The organism is Pseudomonas sp. GD03875, assembly GCF_029840585.1.
In the GTDB taxonomy this organism is placed as follows: domain Bacteria; phylum Pseudomonadota; class Gammaproteobacteria; order Pseudomonadales; family Pseudomonadaceae; genus Aquipseudomonas; species Aquipseudomonas paralcaligenes.
Genome location: NZ_JAOCCV010000007.1, coordinates 67375 through 83122, shown reverse-complemented (window position 1 = coordinate 83122; position 15748 = coordinate 67375). Strand labels below are relative to the sequence as shown.

Below are 15748 nucleotides of genomic sequence, written 5' to 3'. Positions count from 1 at the left end.
TGATGGTTTCGGAAGAAATTCCACCCCTACCTCGTCATCCCCGCGCAGGCGGGGATCCAGAAAGACTCAGGGCACGACAACATCTAACGGGACATAGCCATGAAAAACGCCGCGACCCCGGGGTGGGGATCGCGGCGTTTCGTCTGGCGCGAGGGCGGAGGTTCGCGGCCTTATTCGTCCATCTGCGACTGCAGGTAGTTCTCCAGGCCAACCTTGTCGATCAGGCCCAGCTGGGTCTCCAGCCAGTCGATGTGCTCTTCCTCGGATTCGAGGATGTCTTCCAGCAGTTCGCGGCTGCCGTAGTCGCCGACGGCCTCGCAGTAGGCGATAGCGTCCTTCAGGTCCGGCACGGCCTGCATTTCCAGGCGCAGGTCGCTGGCCAGCATTTCCTTGGTGTTCTCGCCGATCATAAGCTTGCCGAGATCCTGCAGGTTGGGAATGCCTTCGAGGAACAGGATGCGCTTGACCAGTTTGTCGGCGTGCTTCATCTCGTCGATGGATTCCTTGTACTCGTGCTCGCCGAGCCGGTTCAGGCCCCAGTCTTCATACATGCGGGCATGCAGGAAGTACTGGTTGATCGCTACCAGCTCGTTTCCAAGGATCTTGTTGAGATGCTGAATGACCTTCTTGTCGCCTTTCATGAGGGAGTCCGCCCGGAGTTGTGAGTGATTATGGCGAAGTTTGCGCTCCAAGTTGCAGTTGGTCAAATATAAGTTATTGAATTATATATAAAAATTAATATAAATAAGAATGTTTAGCTTCTGCGTTTGGCGCTAAGTAATTGATATATTGAAGTAATTGTCGGGGCGGCGGATTGATGTCGGCATTTCCGGTAAACAGCGCCGATAGATATATTTGCGATGAACTGCGGAGTGAATGAAAATGATTCTTCGATTGGCGGCCGACGCGGTCGTGCTGCTGCACTTTTCGTTCATCCTGTTCGTGGTCTGCGGCGCACTCGCTTTGCTGCGCTGGCCGCGCCTGGCCCTGCTGCACCTGCCGGCGGCGATCTGGGGCGTGACCGTGGAGTGGCTGCACCTGCAGTGCCCGCTCACGCCGCTGGAGAACCGGTTGCGCCTGGCGGCGGGGGAGGCTGGCTACGACGGCGGGTTCGTCGAGCACTACCTGATCCCGCTGATCTACCCGGCCGGGCTGACGCCGCAGATCCAGCTCTGGCTGGGCGCCGTGGTGCTGGCGATCAACCTGCCCGTCTACCTCTGGCTGCTGTGGCGCCTGCGCGCCGGCCGCTGATGCGCTTGTGAGCGGTCATTCAGCCGCCTGATGCTGCGTCGCGGCGCGGGGCGCCTTGGCTACACTCGCCCCAACCTCACCACAGAACAAAGGCAGCAGTATGCAAAAACGCATGATGATTACCGGCGCCGGCTCGGGCCTGGGACGCGAGATCGCCCTGCGCTGGGCCCGCGAGGGCTGGCGCCTGGCGCTGTGCGACGTGAACGAGCAGGGCCTGGCGGAAACCCTGAAGCTGGTGCGCGAGGCGGGGGGCGACGGCTTCACCCTGCGCTGCGACGTGCGCGACTACAGCCAGCTCACCGCCGTGGCCCAGGCCTGTGAGGAACGCTTCGGCGGCCTGGACGTGCTGGTCAACAACGCCGGCGTGGCGGCCGGCGGCATGTTCGCCGACCTCAGCCTGGAAGACTGGGACTGGCAGCTGTCGATCAACCTGATGGGCGTGATCAAGGGCTGCAAGGCCTTCCTGCCGATGCTGGAAGCCAGCGGCGGGCGGATCATCAACATCGCTTCCATGGCGGCCCTGATGCAGGGCCCGGCCATGAGCAACTACAACGTGGCCAAGGCCGGCGTGGTGGCGCTGTCGGAAAGCCTGCTGATCGAGCTCAAGCCGGTTGGCGTGGGCGTCCACGTGGTCTGCCCGTCGTTCTTCCAGACCAACCTGCTGGATTCCTTCCGCGGCCCGACCCCGGAGATGAAGCAGCAGGTCGGCAAGCTGCTCGAGGGCAGCCCGATCAGCGCGGCCGACATCGCCGACTACGTGTATCAGGAAGTGGCCAAGGGCGAGTTCATGATCCTGCCCCACGAGCAAGGCCGCATGGCCTGGGCGATCAAGCGGCAGAACCCGCAGCTGATCTACGACGAGATGACCAAGATGTGCGAGAAGATGCGCGCCAAGATGGGCGCTGCCTGATCGTTCGCGGTTCGCGGATGGAAGAACGCCGTTTCCCCGCCGAGGGGAAGCGGCGTTTTCATTTGCGCGATCAGCCGCGTGGCGACTTGAGCAGGCGGTCCAGGCGGGCGTCGAGGCGGCGCTTGAGCTCGGCCTCGATCTGCGGCACGAAGTCGTCGATTACGTCCTGCAGGATCAGCTGGGCGGCGGCGCGCAGCTCGGCGTCCAGCTTGCCTGAGGTCAGCAGGCTCTGCTGCACGGCGGCGCCGATAGACGGGGCGGCGGCGGATGCGGCTGCGGCTGGTTTGGCGGGTGCGGTGCCGGCAGCGGGTGGCGCCACGGCGGGCTGCGCCGGATAGGACAGCGGCATGCTCGTCACCGGCGGGCTGGCCGGGATGGTGGTGGTCGGCGAACTGCCAGGCCCCGGCTGGATGATGTCCGAGAGCAGGGGAATCTGCAGATCGTCATCCAGGCTTTCGGTCAGCAGCGGCGGTTCCAGCTGGTCCTTCTCCAGCAGCTGGCGGATGGCTTCCAGATCATCCAGCAGGAGATCGCGCTTCGGTGGTTTGGAGCTGTCCATGGGCGTGGCGTTGCGGCGGTGGAGTGGGGACGAGGCGTGGGATTCTACGCGCAGTACAGGCCTATTTCGACCTTGCTTTCCTTCAGAGTTCCACGCGCTGCGGGTCGTGGCCGAGCTTGCGGTACTGGCGGAAGTTCTCGCGGCACTGGGCCAGCAGCGCCGGCTCCTGGTTGACGATCTCGATCACCCGGCTGAAGCGGGGGAGATGGGGCGACAACTGCGGGTGCAGGTTGAGCAGCACGCCGCCGGCCAGCGCCGGCTCCTGGTCGAGGCCGATCACCACTGGTGTCTGCGGATCAGCCTGGTGGAGGTCGTGCGGCACGAAGGCTTCCTGACGGAAGCTCCACAGCAGCCGGTCCAGCTCCTCGCACTGCGCCTCGTCGCTGCCGCGCAGGAACACCGGCAGGCCGGCCTTCCAGGCCTTGGCCGCCAGCTGGCAGGCCGCGCGCAGGCGGCCTTCCGGGGTGGCGGAGGAGAGCACGTAGAACTCGATGCGGATCATGGGGCTGTCGGCGCTGGAGGAATGGTCATTGTAGGAGCGAGCTGCTCGCGAAGCTTTCGGGTTGCCTGTGTTCGCGAGCAGAGTTCGCTCCTACAGGAAATCAGTCGTAGCCCGGGTGCAATCCGGGGCAGCAGCGCCCCCGGATTGCATCCGGGCTACGGGGCTGGCGTCAGGCCTTGGCGCGGTCCAGCAGGTACTGGGTGAGCAGCGGTACCGGCCGGCCGGTGGCGCCCTTGTCCTTGCCGCCGCTGATCCAGGCGGTGCCGGCGATGTCCAGGTGCGCCCAGTGGTAGCTCTTGGCGAAGCGCGAGAGGAAGCAGCCGGCGGTGATGGTGCCGGCCTTCGGCCCGCCGATGTTGGCGATGTCGGCGAAGGGGCTGTCCAGCTGCTCCTGGTACTCGTCGTACAGCGGCAGTTGCCAGGCGCGGTCGTCGGCGTGCTCGCCGGCGGCGAGAATCTGCTTCACCAGGGTATCGTCGTTGCCCATCAGGCCCGAGACGTTGCTGCCCAGGGCGACGATGCAGGCGCCGGTGAGGGTGGCGATGTCGATCACCGCCTGCGGCTTGAAGCGTTCCGCGTAGGTGAGGGTGTCGCACAGCACCAGGCGACCTTCGGCGTCGGTGTTGAGGATTTCGACGGTCTGCCCGCTCATGGTGGTGACGATGTCGCCCGGGCGGGTGGCGCGCCCGCTCGGCATGTTCTCGGCGCAGGCCAGCAGGCACACCAGGTTGATCGGCAGCTGCAATTCCAGCACGGCGCGCAGGGTGCCGAACACGCTGGCGGCGCCGCACATGTCGTACTTCATCTCGTCCATGTTGGCGGCCGGCTTGATGCTGATGCCGCCGGTGTCGAAGGTGATGCCCTTGCCGACCAGGGCGAAGGGCTTGTCGTCCTTCCGCCCGCCGTTGTACTGCATCACGATCATCCGCGGCGGCTGCTCGCTGCCCTGGGCCACGGCGAGGAAGGCGCCGGCGCCCAGCTCCTTGAGTTTCTTCTCGTCGAGGATGTCGACCTTGAGGTTCTTGTGCGCTTTGGCCAGGGCCTTGGCCTCGTCCGCCAGGAAGCTGGGGTGGCAGAGGTTCGGCGGCAGGTTGCCGAGGTCGCGGGTGAAGGCCATGCCGGTGGCGATGGCGCGGGCGTGCAGGCTGCCGCGCTCGACCTCGGTCAGCTCGGCCTTGTCGGCGATCAGGGTGATCTTCTTCAGGGCCCTGGGTTCGGCCTTCTTGCTCTTGAAGCGGTCGAACACGTAGCCGCCGTCGGCCAGGGTCTCCACCAGCAGGCGGGCCTTGGCGTAGGCATCGCGGCCCTTGACCGCGAGTTCGCCGAGGGTCAGCACGGCGTCGCCGCCGCCGAGGTTCTTCAGCACGCCATGGGCGCCTGCAACCAATTTGCGGAACTGGCGGTCGGATAGTTCGCCCTTGCCGCTGCCCACCAGCAGCACGCGCTCGGCCTTGAGGCCCGGCAGGCTGTGCAGCAGCAGGGTCTGGCCCTGCTTGCCGGCGATGTCGCCGCGCTTGAGCAGGCTGGAAATCGCACCGCCGCTGGCGTCGTCCACGGCCTTGGCCGCGGCGCCGAGTTTGCGGCCTTCTCCGAGCGCGACCACCAGGGTCGCGGTCTTCAGGGTTTCCGGACGGGTGCTTTTGACGAGGAATTCCATGTGCTGTCCCCAAGACAAAGAGTCGGGTTTGGCGGATAATTTAGAGGTTAGTTCGTATCCGCTTGAATCATAAGGACTTTATGTCTTTTCTGATTCTGTTTGTACCGATTTAGTACCATTTTCAGGCATCGGGAGCTTAGCCAGCTCTGACCAGTCCCCCGCCGAGTTGATCCACTTTGCGTAGGTGTTGAGCAGAACCTCGACCGTGTGCCCCATCTGGTTGGCGATGAAGGCAATCTTCATGTCCGACATAAGACACATGGTCGCGTAAGTGTGGCGGGTATCGTACTGCCGCCGCCGGCGGATTCCCAGCGCCTCGAGCGCCTCGAACAGGTAGCCGGTGGGTCCTTGCGGGTCCAGCATCAGGTCGTTGCCCTGGGCGGGCGGGAAGACGAACGCGGTCTTGCGCCTGATCCGCCCTCGCACGACTCGGGCTCGCTCAAGGGCGTGCATGGCCCGGTCGTTCAGCAGTACCTTGCGGGGCTTGCGATTCTTCACGCGCTCCACCAGGCCTTCGTCGTCGGTCATGGTCCGGTGGACTGACGCGGTCCTCGCCTGTTCGTCCACCTCCGATATCATCAGCGCGCGCTGCTCGCCCGGCCGCATGCCGGTGTAGAAGGCGAACTCAATCGCGGCGGCGTAAATCTCAGTGCGTTTGCCGGCGTACTTCTCGTACAAATACTCGATGATGCGATCCGCCTCCTCCCGGGTGTAGGGGTCGATCTCCTTTTTGTGCTTGGGCGGCAGATCAATGGCGTCGGCCGGGTTCTTCGCGAGCCAGCCGTCCTTAACCGCGGAGTTGAGCAGGGTGCGCAGCCGGACCAGGGCGGTGCGCTTCGCCGTGGCCGACACCCAGGGCGTGTCCGTGACGATGCGGCGCAGCTGATACGCGGTGATCGTAGAGACGGGCTTGATGGCGAGAAACGGCATCCAGTGCCGGTTCAGGGTGGCGCGATAGTTCTTGCGCGTGCCCTCGACAATGTCGCGGCTGTCCAGCCAGACCTGGGCGTACTCACCGAAGGTCGGCTCGACGCGATCCAGGGCATAGCTGGTGTTCGGGAACAGCTCCAGATACTTGGTGTCGTCGAGGGCACCGTGCTTGATGAGCTGCGTTACTTGAGCACGTAGACTGGCTGCGGCCTGGACACCCTTGGCCGTTTGCGGGAACGGGAGGGTTTCGCATCGACGGGGAGGGGTTGCTCCGCGCCAGGTGAAGCGGATGCGTATCGAGTCACCAACGAATTCAACTCCGGGGGGCAGTCCCAGGTGCTTTCCAGCCATGCTTCGTACCTTTTTACGCTGTAAATCACGTCCCCGTTGATCTTGTTCCACACGCCGTAGGGGATTTTCTTTTTCAGGCGGCGGGTCTGCAGCGCCCGGAACGTGATGCCGAGGTGCTCGGCCATCTCCGGCTCGCTGAGTTTGTCGTGGTCGATTGGCGGCAGGGCTTCGGCTGTGCTCATCGTCAATCGCTCCACTTCAAGCCGCCGCGAGGCTCGGCCAGGCGCCGAAGGCATCGAAGATGCGGGCGGCCTGGGCCTCATCGAGGGTCACGTCATCAGGGATCGCGATCCATGCGAGGGCCGGGCTGTGCTTCGGATTGCAGCCATCGCGCAGCTGGACGCCGTAGGTCTCGATGATCTCGCTCAGGGCCTTGGCGAGGTGGACGCCGTGCGGGGCCACCTCGGTGCTTTTCATGTATCGCTCGCCCCGCTGGTCGCAGCACAGCGCGGCGAGGTAGATGCACCACCGATGGGGGATATCGCACAGCGCGCCGGCGATGGCCTGGCGGCTGTTGGATGTGATCAGCGAGGCGTTCTTCCAGTTGATCATCGTCTGCAGCTGGGCTGCCTCAGAGTCAATGACGGCCACATGGTGGTTGCGCAGCATCGAGCGGTAGTACCGCTCCAGCCGCGCGCGGTGGTTGTAGGGCTTGCGGCGGCTCATGCTGCATCCTCCAGATCACCCGGCTCCGCAGGCGCGCCGTCGTAGCACGCGCACGGCGGCGGGTTCGGGAAGTCGTGTTGGCGAAGGAAAAACGCGCTCGGGTCGTTGGCTTCTGCTTCGTCGACCAGTTCTATGAATTCGCCCCAATTCAGCTTCCGGCCGAGGCCGTTGATCGATTTCAGATTGCCGGCGTCCTTCGCCGTCGCCTCAATGGCCAAGGCGCGGGTCAGTAGCTCTGGATGTTCTGCGCGGAGCTGCAGTATCTCGGGCTTGGTCATCGACGGGCAGAAGAAACACGACGATTTCCCCGGCTGCGGCAGCCCGGCAGCGGTGATGGCTGCGATGCACTCCTCGCGCCCCCAGCCCCATTCCAGCAGTGGATAGCGGTAGAGGTACTTCTCGTCTTCCGGGATTGCGGCGCGATGTGGTTCGTCTACGTCGTAGCCAATCAGCTTGACCACCTTACGGCCCGCCGCCCAGGCCTGACGGGCTGGCGGCCAGTTGTTCACCCACTTGTTCTGCGGCTCGATCTTGTACTTGTGAGAGCAACCCTTGAAGCCGTAGGACAAGCTGGGAAGCATCGCCTTGCGCAGACAGTCCTCTTCCAGCGTCTCCTGCCGTCCGCCCTTACGGACGGTGATGATCGCGGGATAGCCGCGCTCGACGAGCCATTCGGAGAACAGGTCGCGGTAGGCATACGTCCATGGCCGCTCACCACCAGCGTCGGCTGCCAGGATGGCGTCGATACGCTCGCCGCGGCGCACCATTTCCGCGATCAAGGCGGTGCTGTTGGTGCCCATGCCGTAGGCGGCGATTATCAGGTCTTGGCCTGTCATGCCGGCACTTCCTGTGACAGTGTTTTCAGCAGCGTCTGCAGCTGGCTAAGGCCTTGGAGCTTGGTCGCTGCCGACTCCTGCTCCTGGGCCACCACCAGAGCGGCTTCCTCGATCTGCCGGGCCAGTTGCTGCATCTGTTTGCCGGTCGTCGAGAGCTGGCTGGCGAGGTCGGCCAGCATCTCGACAGAGGATTTGGCCGGGGCGGCGGCGGGCTTGCTGGTCGATTCGCGCATGGGTTGCTCCGGGGTGTTGGCGGTGGTGGTGATGGGCTCGCGGACCTCGACGCGGCGGAAGTGGCTGCGGGGGTGTTCTCGCACCAGTCCGGCTTCTACCAGAGCCTTGAGGCAGCCGCGGATCACGTGCAGATCGGCGCTGCTGCGGGTGCTGGCGGCGAGCGCCAGCTTGATCTGGCTTGGTTGCCAGGCCTCTTGGATCGGGACGGCCTCGTAGACCTTGCACGCGATGGCGGTGCAGCCCTGGAGGGCGGCCTTCTGTTTGCTGGGGGTCATGCCGCCACCTCGCCCTGCTGCTGCTCGACCAGATTCGCTCGGACCAGGGCGGCAGCTACCGGCGGGCAGACGCTGTTGCCGCACATGCGGACCTGGCTGGCCTTGGATAGCTTGGGGTTGGTCAGAGTGTGGTCGTGGATGTACTCGGCCGGGAATCCCTGGGCGGCATAGAGTTCGTGGGGTTCAAGCATGCGCATGCCGATGTCGACGATCTGGTATGGCTCGCCCTTGACCAGCACCAGGCCTAGGCGGTGCTTGGTGGTTATGGTGTGCAGGGGTTCGCCAAGGCCTTGGCCGACCGCGGTGTCGTAGTACTTGAGCAAGAAGGCGCGGACTTCGCCCATGTGTCCGCCGGTGGTCAGGGTGTGGATCGGCTCGCGCACGTCCTGCCCGATGCAGTTGTTGCGCAGCTTGACTAGGTGGCTGGTGACCACGGCGTTATGGTCCACCGTAGTAACCGTAGGTGCAGGCGCGCTCAGCGGCGCGCCCGGGCCGGTGTAGTTGCCGCCGTAGTGCTTGGCGAGAAAGGCGGCGACGAGACCATGCTTGCCGCCGCCGGCTACGATGGTGCCGAGAGGCTTTTGCAGCCCTGGAGCGCGCGGTGCTTGGCCCTCCCGCTCTCCATAACCGAGCTGCACCAGTGTGGGCACAACAATGCCGGTACCGAGCTTGCTGGTGATGGTCTGTAGGGGCTCGTCGAGCGGCTGCCCACGGAAGTAGTCATAGCCGTGGTTGACCTTGACCAGGAATGGCTCCGCGGTGTCAAGCACATAGCGCTGAATGCCGCGTGCGATGCGGCGTAGCGTGGCTTCGGCAAGTGGGCGCTTACGGGTGAAAATCGACGGGCAGGGCAGCGACCAATCAATGATGTCCGCCGCCAGGCGCTGCGGCTTGACCTGCTTGGCCTTCACCTCAGGGCTGCTCGCTGGCAGGTGGCTGGCCTCCGGCCAGACGATTGGCAGGCCATCGCACCGGGCGATCAGGAACAAGCGCTTGCGGATGGTGGCCGCGCCGTACTGGTTGGCGCGCAGTTCGCGCCACTCCACTTGGTAGCCGTGGCGGCGCAGAGCATTGACGAAGCTGTTGAAGGTCCGGCCCTTGTTCTTCGGGCAGGGGCGGCCATCGGCGAGCGGTCCCCAGGTGACGAACTCCTCCACGTTCTCCAACATGATTACGCGCGGGCGCACGGTGGCGGCGTAGCGGATGGCCACCCAGGCCAGGCCGCGAATCTCCTTCTTCACCGGCTTGCCGCCCTTGGCCTTGCTGAAATGCTTGCAATCCGGGCTAAACCAGGCCAGGTCGACAGGGCGGCCCTGGGTGATCTCGCGCGGATCAACCTCCCACACGCTCTCGCAGTAGTGCTTCGTGTGCGGATGGTTGATCTCGTGCATAGCGATTGCTTCGGGGTCGTGGTTGATGGCGATATCGACCGGCCGGCCCAGGGCCATTTCGATGCCGGTGGAAGCGCCGCCGCCGCCGGCAAAGTTATCGATGACCAGGCCGCCGAAGTTGAAGCTGGGCTGGGGGTGAATGCGGTAGAGGTTGTTCATGTGCGATCCCCCTTGAAGAAGTCGGCAGCGACCAACTCGACAGGGAAGTCGGTTACTGGATGCAGGGCGATCTGCATGGCTGTGGAGACAGCGGCGCCGCCAAGGACGTCGACCACATAGGCCCATAGCTGGGGTGGGGTGAGTTGGAAGCGGTCGAAGTCGCTGTCCGGTTCGACGCCGATCGCGCAGCTCGACATAGCTCCAGGCGTGCCCTCGCCCAGCTTGGTCATGAGGGTGGCGACGCGCCCGTCGCCGCCTGGCTCGGTGCGGTGGAAGTCGTAGGCGTACCAGTGGTAGCTCAGGCCTGCGGGGATGGTCTGTCGGTTCCCCTCTCGCATGATCACTGGTGCATTCGGCTGCCAGGGCCGGCCGCCGCCGGCTTGGCGCGAGCCCTCGTGCAGGTAGAGCCGGTGGGTAGCCGTTTCTTCGCGAGCAGGCATTGCGTGGTAGCTGATGTTGATCTGCTGGCCGACAAGCACCTGGGACTCGAAGCTGAACCGGTGATTGTGGATGGCCGAGTGCTCGAAGCAGCGGCGGCGCGGAAGATCCGGGTGCCAGACGTGCAGCCGCTGGCCGCCCTGAAGCAGGACCTGAACGAAGCCGAGGCCGTGTAGGCTGATGATGGATTTCATCGGGTCGTTGATGGTGGTCATGCCTGGTCACTCTCCGTGCTTTCGGGCCACTCGCGCGGCTCGCCGATCATCCGGGGGCAGATGGCCCAGCCGAACAAATTGAAGCTGCGGATGGTGGCTACGGCTGCGGGCACGAACCCGGGTGGCGCATCAGCCAGACGGCCGATGATCTCCAGATGGTCTCCGGCATCTACCAGCGCCACGTCCTCGGTGATGAAGCGGGGTAGCAGGAAGTCCAGTAGGCGGTTCATGCGGCCCCCTTGAAGGTCTTGGTCATGGCCAGGTCTACGGTGCGGCCGCGCAGCAGCAGGGCCTTGGTCAGGTGCCGGCGGTCGGTCTGGCTGTGGGTGGCCTGGCGCAGCTGGCCGAAGTAGCTGTTGGCGGTGGCGCGCAGGTCGCTCGCGGGCGTGGTGGCCGCCCGGCGCAGGGCGTTGGCGACTGTGCGGCGCCGGGTGATGCGGCGGTGGGGAAGGATGACCTGGCCCACGAAGTCGACGCCGCGGGCCAGGGGCTGGCGGATGGTCTTGCTGGGGTTGAGGCGGGCGTGCAGGCGCTCGGCGAGGAAGGCCTCGATCTGGTCGTGCCAGGCGTTGAGCTGCTGCGGGCTGCGGTGGAGCAGCACGAAGTCGTCGACGTAGCGGATATAGTGCCGCACGCGTAGGCGGTGCTTGATGAACTGGTCCAGCGCGTTGAGGTAGACGTTGGCGAAGAACTGGCTGGAGAGGTTGCCGATGGGCAGGCCCAGGTGGGCCGGCTGCGCGATCAGCCGCTTGTGCTGCGGCACGCGGTTGAGCTGCCGAGCCGGGCTGCGCAGCTGGTAGTTCTCGCGCGGGTCATGCCAAAGGATCTCAAGCGCCAGGCGCTGCCAGGGTTGCTCCGGAATCGCGGCGCGCAGCTGCTCGGCGAGCACGCGCTTGTCGATGCTGACGAAGAAATTCGCCAGGTCGCACTTGAGGTAGTGCGCCGGCCGGCGCCAGTTCTCGGTGATGCTGCGCGCCTTGCGCTCGAGGCGTTCGGCGGCGTAGAGGGTGCCGCGCCCTTCGATGCAGGCGCATGAGTCGGCAATGAAGGTGCGCTCGATGCGCGCGCCGACGTGGTTGTACAGCAGGTGATGAACGATGCGATCAGGGAACGGCGCGGCCCACACCTCGCGTGGCTTCGGGTGGGTGACCACGAAGCAGATGGAGGGGCCGGGGCGCCAGGTGCCGCTGTTCAGCTCGGTGTGAAGCTGCATGATGTTGCGCTCCAAGTTGAACTCGAATGCAAGGGCCGAGGCGCTGCCGCGCTTGGTGCGGCGGCAGTCGTGGTAGGCCTGCATGAGTGCCTCAATAGAAAATCCAGCATGGCCAGGGGCTGCACCGGGTGATGCTGCGGACGGCGAAGGCCGGCCTGGCGTAGTCCTTGTGGTCGTTGTTCTGGTTGCCATCGTCGAAGTTCTGGATCCACGCGTTGTTCGGGCCGTTCTGCGCCAGGTCGTGCTATCTACGTCGCACCGCCGAAGGCCGAGGCCGATCAGCGGCGAAACTGCGCGGGGCCTGCCCGGGCGAAGCCGGGTGGTTCCCCTGGTGCGCATGTCGGTGGCCTTGTGGGCCAGCGGCACGACCAGAATCAAAATCGCGCTGTCATGAAGGCCGTGACCCTCATGCCTCTGGCGATGCGGCATTGCGTTTCCACCCTGTGGCCTGCCGGCCTATGTCATCGGTCAGTTCAACGGTGCGGCCGTGCTGCTTGGGGCTCAGCAGTCGGAGGTCGACCGCCAGCCGCAGTGCAAGCTCGACAACCTGAATGCCCTCCAGCGCCTGCTGGATGTAGGCGACCCGCGCCGCGCCGGTGGCGCTGTTGGCGCGGAAAACCAGTAGGCTCAGGTCGAAGCACTCGTTGAGCACCCGCTCGCCGAGGGTCCGCCCGAAGGGGCGGCGCCAGCCTGCGCTCAGCTCGGCAACGAGCAGAGCCAGCTCAGCGAGGCGCTTGTAGATCGGCAGGTGTTGGGCGATGGCCATGCTGTAAAACTCGCTACCGCGCGCTACGCGCGCGGTTCAAGGGCGTTAAGTGCTGAAGGGGTGACTGCGATTCTGCGGACGGCGAAGGCCGGCCTGGCGTAGTCCTAGTGGTCGCCGTCCTGGTGGCCATCGACGAAGTACTGGATCCACGCGTAGTTCGGGCCGTTCTGCGTGCTGGTGAGCCACCAGCCCTTGTTCTCGAACTGCTCGGGGATGTTGGCCCAGCAGAGAAACGCCTCGGCCTGCGAGGGCAGGTAGAGATCGGCGTGCCCTTCCGCCTGCTGCTCGCTGGCCCACTTCGCGGCCGGGTGCTCGACACCGGAGGCGAGTAGGGCGCGGGTGTTGGCCAGGCCGTCGCGGCGGTGGTTGGCGCCCTCGATGCGGTGGCCGGCGGAGCCGTAGACGATGGAGTCGATCTGCGCGTGCTTCGGTGCGATCAGGTGGTAGTCCGGCGCGCCGTTCTCGCCGCGGATCACGCCGACGTAGGTGCCGCCCTGGCCCTCCCAGTGCTGGCCGATGGCGGGCGGAATCAGGTACTCGCTGGCGGTGAGCAGTACGCCGACGATGCCCTCCACTGGGGCCAGGCCGGTTTCCTGTTCCAGGGTGTGGCGAGCGAGCAGGGCGTTGTTGGTGAGCAGCGTGGTGGTGCCGACCGACAGGGTGATTTCGTGTTGCATGGTCATGTCCTCAAATCTGGAGCCGACCGCGCGCTGCGCGCGCGGCTGGGAGAGCGAAGTGGTCAAGGGGTGACTTCGATTCTGCGGACGGCGAAGGCCGGCCTGGCGTAGTCCTTGCGGGCGTAGTACTGGCCGCCAACGTCGAAGTACTGGAACCACGCGTTGAGCGGGCCGTGCTGCGTGCTGCTCCAGTAGCTGCACGCTTCCAGCGCCTCCTCACTGCCCTCCTGAAAAGCGGCATCGGGGCTCTGCGCCGGCTCGCTCGGGGTGTAGAGGTAGCCCGGCGGCAGGCTGCTGGGGTTGTCGCCGTCGCGGAAGCTGCACCAGTTCTCCGCTCCGGTCGGCTTGCAGGCGCGGTAGACCAGTTCGATCTCGTCGCGGCTGCCGAGGTACCAGTCTTCGGTGCCGTCAATCGACAGGCTCAGTGCCCAGGCCCCCAGCGCGGAGCCGGCCTCGGCCATTGCGCGGGTGTTCGCCAAGCCGTCGACGCAGCTGGCGGCGCCGGGGATCACGATGCCGGCCTCGCCCCAGCGCGTTTCCGCGTGGAAGCCCTGGGCCTTGGGTGCGCGCACCAGGGCGAAGGTCTTGCCCTGCAGGCCGAACAGGCCCATGAAGAACCCGCCACCCAGCGGCGAGCGGAGGGCGGGAACCTGGGCGGCGTTGATGGTGGTGATGATGCTCATTGGTCGTTACCTCGAATCTGGATGGGGTCAGGCGCAGCGCTGCCGGTGGGTGGTGGTGAGCAGCTGCAGCAGGCGGTCGTGGAAGTGCTGGCGGACGATCTCTTGCGGGAGTTTCGGTATCCGCTCGCGGATGGGATCGACGCCGCGCAGGCATTCCCACTCGGCCGGGTGATCCGGCAGCAGGTCGCGGCGCTCGGTGGCGAGCGCGACCCTGTCTGCGCGCTTCACGCTGGCGGGCAGCACGGGGTTGAGGTCGAAGCGCTCGCAGATGGCTGTCCAGATGCGCAGCTCGATCTGGTGGTACACGTCCAGCAGCAGCGTCAGCGCGTCGCCGTTGTCCGCGGGCAGCAGGCGGGCGCTGGCGGCGCTGATCATTGCTTTGTTCCGGTCAAGGCCGGCCTCCGCGATGATCGTCAGCCAGGCTTCGGTGCTGGCTTCTGTGGCCTCTGCCAGCAACAGCTTGAGCGGGCGCGTCAGGTCACTGATGTATGCCTCGGTGCTGTCGTGCAGCAGCCCGGCCAGCTGCTCCTCCGCGCTGCCGCCCTCCAGGGCGATCAGGTCGGCCACCAGCAGGCTGTGCTGGGCGACCGAGTAGTGCCAGGCGCTGTGCCCGTTGAACCGGCACACGTTGCTGAGCGCATGCGCCAGGTCGGCTGCCACGACCATGTCGGCGGCGGGGTTCAGCAGGCTGAACGGCACTGCGTTGTTGGTGAGTATCCAGCTCATGCCGGCACCCCCTGCTGCGCTTTCTGGTGCAGCTGCAAGGCCATGATCAGCTGACGGGCTTCGTGCTTGGCGTCGTCCAGGGCGTGGTGCTTGATGCCCTCGAACGGCAGCGTCTCGGCCTCGGGATAGAGGGCCAGCAGGGTGCGCAGGTCTCGGTCGTTGCGGAACAGCCAGGGGCGCGCGATGGCGTAGGCGTCGAACGCGTTGCCGATGACCACGTTGTCGAAGCTGCTGCCTTTGCCCCACAGCAGGGCGTGTGGGTCTACGCGGTCCGGCAGGGCCGCCCCCATGAACCCCCGCAGGTCCAGCAGAGCGTCGAGCAGCGGCACGTTATCGGGGTTGGCGATTTCCAGCTGCGCGTCACGATCTTTCAGCAGCCACCAGTAGAGCGTGCTGGCGTCAACGGCGAGCCCTGCTTCCAGGGAGGTTTTCAGGTCGACGCGGCGATAGAAGGTGTTGGTGATTCGCAGGTTCTGGACGCACACACAGCCAATTGCAGCGATGGCGGCATTCGAGCATTTGCCCATGGTTTCGAGGTCGAGAACGAAGTGGGTCTGGTTGATCATGCTGCCTCCGGCTGCTTGGCCTTGGAGGCGACCAGGCTCATGGCCTGCTCGTAGCTCAGCACTCGGCGGTAGAAGGGCGTCGTGGGGCCGTCGTGGTTGGTCAGCACCAGGGCCTTGGTCGTGGGCGCCGGCATGCCGGGCTGCCAGTCGTCCACGATCTCGGTCAGGCCCAGCGCCTGGGCGATGGCCTTGGCGTTGGTCGTCTTGCCGCAGCGCGGCGGGCCGTAGACCAGCCAGCTCTTGCCGTTGGGCTGGACGGTGGCAGCGAAGGCGAGAATGTCGTCGGCCGGCGGCAGCGCTGCGTCCAGCTGCTGGATCAGCTGTGCCAGCTTGAGCGAGGCCGTGGCGAGGTGTTGGGCCTGCTCGGTGAGGTTGAGGTTGAGGTAGGTTTTCGCGGCCACGGCCAACTGCTTGTCGATGATGCGCAGTGTGGTGAGGTCGTCTCGGGTCAGGGAGCGGCGTGCGTATGCGGCGACGCGCTCGTCGCAGTCACGCATGATCGCGTCGCGGTCCAGGCGGTGGGCGGCGCGCAGGTTGGTCTCGGTGGCGCGCTGGGCTTCGAGGTCGCCCTCGATCATGCGGATGCGCTCGACCAGCTGCTGGCGGGCGTCGCTGTGGCCGTGGTCGTAGCCCGCGGAGAACGCATTGGCCGCGCTCCGGCGGGTGTACAGGCCCAGGCAGATCAGGCTCAGCACCAGGGCGGCGCCGAGCAGGGACAGGATGGTGATGGGTTGCATGTGCTG

The 15748-nt window shown here is 65.6% G+C and carries 20 protein-coding genes; 2 read left to right on the top strand and 18 right to left on the bottom strand.

Going from position 1 to position 15748, the window contains the following annotated elements:
- Window positions 1-170: 170 nt before the first annotated feature.
- Complete coding sequence (gene bfr / locus N5D30_RS08220) at window positions 171-641, bottom strand: bacterioferritin (protein WP_220811050.1); 471 nt, start codon at window positions 639-641, stop codon at window positions 171-173.
- A gap of 241 nt (window positions 642-882) precedes the next feature.
- Between bfr and N5D30_RS08215 the strand changes: the two genes are divergently transcribed.
- Together N5D30_RS08215 and N5D30_RS08210 are read left to right on the top strand one after the other, a co-directional pair.
- Entirely contained in the window at window positions 883-1251 is a 369-nt protein-coding gene (locus N5D30_RS08215) for a DUF2784 domain-containing protein (protein ID WP_279908571.1), read from the top strand.
- Between the two features lie 100 nt (window positions 1252-1351).
- Window positions 1352-2161: an SDR family oxidoreductase gene (locus N5D30_RS08210; protein WP_279908570.1), complete on the top strand. Its 810-nt coding sequence runs from the start codon at window positions 1352-1354 to the stop codon at window positions 2159-2161.
- A 70-nt stretch (window positions 2162-2231) separates the two neighbouring features.
- Here N5D30_RS08210 and N5D30_RS08205 read toward each other — a convergent pair whose 3' ends face one another.
- The 17 genes from N5D30_RS08205 to N5D30_RS08125 form a co-directional block, all read right to left on the bottom strand.
- Window positions 2232-2720 carry a DNA polymerase III subunit chi gene (locus N5D30_RS08205; RefSeq protein WP_279908569.1) on the bottom strand — a complete coding sequence of 163 codons (489 nt, stop codon included), beginning with the start codon at window positions 2718-2720 and terminating at the stop codon, window positions 2232-2234.
- 82 nt (window positions 2721-2802) lie between these two features.
- On the bottom strand, window positions 2803-3222 hold the full coding sequence (locus N5D30_RS08200) for a DNA polymerase III subunit chi (RefSeq protein ID WP_279908567.1): 420 nt from the start codon (window positions 3220-3222) through the stop codon (window positions 2803-2805).
- A gap of 169 nt (window positions 3223-3391) precedes the next feature.
- Window positions 3392-4879, bottom strand: a complete 1488-nt coding sequence (locus N5D30_RS08195; protein WP_279908565.1) for a leucyl aminopeptidase — start codon at window positions 4877-4879, stop codon at window positions 3392-3394.
- Window positions 4880-4957: 78 nt separating this feature from the next.
- Complete coding sequence (locus tag N5D30_RS08190; RefSeq protein WP_279908563.1) at window positions 4958-6160, bottom strand: tyrosine-type recombinase/integrase; 1203 nt, start codon at window positions 6158-6160, stop codon at window positions 4958-4960.
- Between the two features lie 198 nt (window positions 6161-6358).
- Window positions 6359-6826, bottom strand: coding sequence for a hypothetical protein (locus N5D30_RS08185; RefSeq protein ID WP_279908562.1), 468 nt, complete (start codon window positions 6824-6826; stop codon window positions 6359-6361).
- Window positions 6823-7662, bottom strand: a complete 840-nt coding sequence (locus N5D30_RS08180; protein ID WP_279908560.1) for a phosphoadenosine phosphosulfate reductase — start codon at window positions 7660-7662, stop codon at window positions 6823-6825. Before N5D30_RS08180 ends, N5D30_RS08185 begins: the two co-directional genes overlap by 4 nt.
- Window positions 7659-8171 (bottom strand): hypothetical protein, encoded by a 513-nt coding sequence (locus tag N5D30_RS08175; RefSeq protein ID WP_279908559.1) that lies wholly within the window; start codon window positions 8169-8171, stop codon window positions 7659-7661. The genes N5D30_RS08180 and N5D30_RS08175 overlap by 4 nt, the downstream gene beginning before the upstream one ends.
- Window positions 8168-9721 (bottom strand): DNA cytosine methyltransferase, encoded by a 1554-nt coding sequence (locus N5D30_RS08170; RefSeq protein ID WP_279908558.1) that lies wholly within the window; start codon window positions 9719-9721, stop codon window positions 8168-8170. The genes N5D30_RS08175 and N5D30_RS08170 overlap by 4 nt, the downstream gene beginning before the upstream one ends.
- Window positions 9718-10374, bottom strand: coding sequence for a hypothetical protein (locus tag N5D30_RS08165; protein ID WP_279908556.1), 657 nt, complete (start codon window positions 10372-10374; stop codon window positions 9718-9720). The genes N5D30_RS08170 and N5D30_RS08165 overlap by 4 nt, the downstream gene beginning before the upstream one ends.
- Window positions 10371-10604 carry a hypothetical protein gene (locus N5D30_RS08160; protein ID WP_279908555.1) on the bottom strand — a complete coding sequence of 78 codons (234 nt, stop codon included), beginning with the start codon at window positions 10602-10604 and terminating at the stop codon, window positions 10371-10373. The genes N5D30_RS08165 and N5D30_RS08160 overlap by 4 nt, the downstream gene beginning before the upstream one ends.
- On the bottom strand, window positions 10601-11671 hold the full coding sequence (locus N5D30_RS08155; protein WP_279908554.1) for an RNA-directed DNA polymerase: 1071 nt from the start codon (window positions 11669-11671) through the stop codon (window positions 10601-10603). The genes N5D30_RS08160 and N5D30_RS08155 overlap by 4 nt, the downstream gene beginning before the upstream one ends.
- Window positions 11672-11993: 322 nt before the next feature.
- Window positions 11994-12353, bottom strand: coding sequence for a four helix bundle protein (locus tag N5D30_RS08150; RefSeq protein ID WP_279903470.1), 360 nt, complete (start codon window positions 12351-12353; stop codon window positions 11994-11996).
- 104 nt (window positions 12354-12457) lie between these two features.
- Window positions 12458-13030 (bottom strand): DUF1566 domain-containing protein, encoded by a 573-nt coding sequence (locus tag N5D30_RS08145; RefSeq protein ID WP_279908552.1) that lies wholly within the window; start codon window positions 13028-13030, stop codon window positions 12458-12460.
- 62 nt (window positions 13031-13092) lie between these two features.
- Entirely contained in the window at window positions 13093-13713 is a 621-nt protein-coding gene (locus tag N5D30_RS08140) for a DUF1566 domain-containing protein (RefSeq protein WP_279908550.1), read from the bottom strand.
- Window positions 13714-13740: 27 nt separating this feature from the next.
- Window positions 13741-14439: a phosphohydrolase gene (locus N5D30_RS08135; RefSeq protein WP_279908548.1), complete on the bottom strand. Its 699-nt coding sequence runs from the start codon at window positions 14437-14439 to the stop codon at window positions 13741-13743.
- Window positions 14436-15005, bottom strand: a complete 570-nt coding sequence (locus N5D30_RS08130) for a 3'-5' exoribonuclease (protein ID WP_279908547.1) — start codon at window positions 15003-15005, stop codon at window positions 14436-14438. Before N5D30_RS08130 ends, N5D30_RS08135 begins: the two co-directional genes overlap by 4 nt.
- A complete protein-coding gene (locus N5D30_RS08125) occupies window positions 15002-15742 on the bottom strand; it encodes an AAA family ATPase (RefSeq protein ID WP_279908546.1) in 741 nt (246 codons plus the stop codon). Before N5D30_RS08125 ends, N5D30_RS08130 begins: the two co-directional genes overlap by 4 nt.
- Between the last annotated feature and the right edge of the window lie 6 nt (window positions 15743-15748).

Coding starts and splice junctions, on each gene's coding strand:
- N5D30_RS08130 (WP_279908547.1), bottom strand. CDS start 15,005: ATGATCAACCAGACCCACTTCGTTCTCGACCTCGAAACCATGGGCAAA.
- N5D30_RS08210 (WP_279908570.1), top strand. CDS start 1,352: ATGCAAAAACGCATGATGATTACCGGCGCCGGCTCGGGCCTGGGACGC.
- N5D30_RS08170 (WP_279908558.1), bottom strand. CDS start 9,721: ATGAACAACCTCTACCGCATTCACCCCCAGCCCAGCTTCAACTTCGGC.
- N5D30_RS08140 (WP_279908550.1), bottom strand. CDS start 13,713: ATGAGCATCATCACCACCATCAACGCCGCCCAGGTTCCCGCCCTCCGC.
- N5D30_RS08160 (WP_279908555.1), bottom strand. CDS start 10,604: ATGAACCGCCTACTGGACTTCCTGCTACCCCGCTTCATCACCGAGGAC.
- N5D30_RS08195 (WP_279908565.1), bottom strand. CDS start 4,879: ATGGAATTCCTCGTCAAAAGCACCCGTCCGGAAACCCTGAAGACCGCG.
- N5D30_RS08205 (WP_279908569.1), bottom strand. CDS start 2,720: ATGGACAGCTCCAAACCACCGAAGCGCGATCTCCTGCTGGATGATCTG.
- N5D30_RS08135 (WP_279908548.1), bottom strand. CDS start 14,439: ATGAGCTGGATACTCACCAACAACGCAGTGCCGTTCAGCCTGCTGAAC.
- N5D30_RS08175 (WP_279908559.1), bottom strand. CDS start 8,171: ATGACCCCCAGCAAACAGAAGGCCGCCCTCCAGGGCTGCACCGCCATC.
- bfr (WP_220811050.1), bottom strand. CDS start 641: ATGAAAGGCGACAAGAAGGTCATTCAGCATCTCAACAAGATCCTTGGA.
- N5D30_RS08150 (WP_279903470.1), bottom strand. CDS start 12,353: ATGGCCATCGCCCAACACCTGCCGATCTACAAGCGCCTCGCTGAGCTG.
- N5D30_RS08185 (WP_279908562.1), bottom strand. CDS start 6,826: ATGAGCCGCCGCAAGCCCTACAACCACCGCGCGCGGCTGGAGCGGTAC.
- N5D30_RS08190 (WP_279908563.1), bottom strand. CDS start 6,160: ATGGCTGGAAAGCACCTGGGACTGCCCCCCGGAGTTGAATTCGTTGGT.
- N5D30_RS08155 (WP_279908554.1), bottom strand. CDS start 11,671: ATGCAGGCCTACCACGACTGCCGCCGCACCAAGCGCGGCAGCGCCTCG.
- N5D30_RS08215 (WP_279908571.1), top strand. CDS start 883: ATGATTCTTCGATTGGCGGCCGACGCGGTCGTGCTGCTGCACTTTTCG.
- N5D30_RS08145 (WP_279908552.1), bottom strand. CDS start 13,030: ATGCAACACGAAATCACCCTGTCGGTCGGCACCACCACGCTGCTCACC.
- N5D30_RS08180 (WP_279908560.1), bottom strand. CDS start 7,662: ATGACAGGCCAAGACCTGATAATCGCCGCCTACGGCATGGGCACCAAC.
- N5D30_RS08125 (WP_279908546.1), bottom strand. CDS start 15,742: ATGCAACCCATCACCATCCTGTCCCTGCTCGGCGCCGCCCTGGTGCTG.
- N5D30_RS08200 (WP_279908567.1), bottom strand. CDS start 3,222: ATGATCCGCATCGAGTTCTACGTGCTCTCCTCCGCCACCCCGGAAGGC.
- N5D30_RS08165 (WP_279908556.1), bottom strand. CDS start 10,374: ATGACCACCATCAACGACCCGATGAAATCCATCATCAGCCTACACGGC.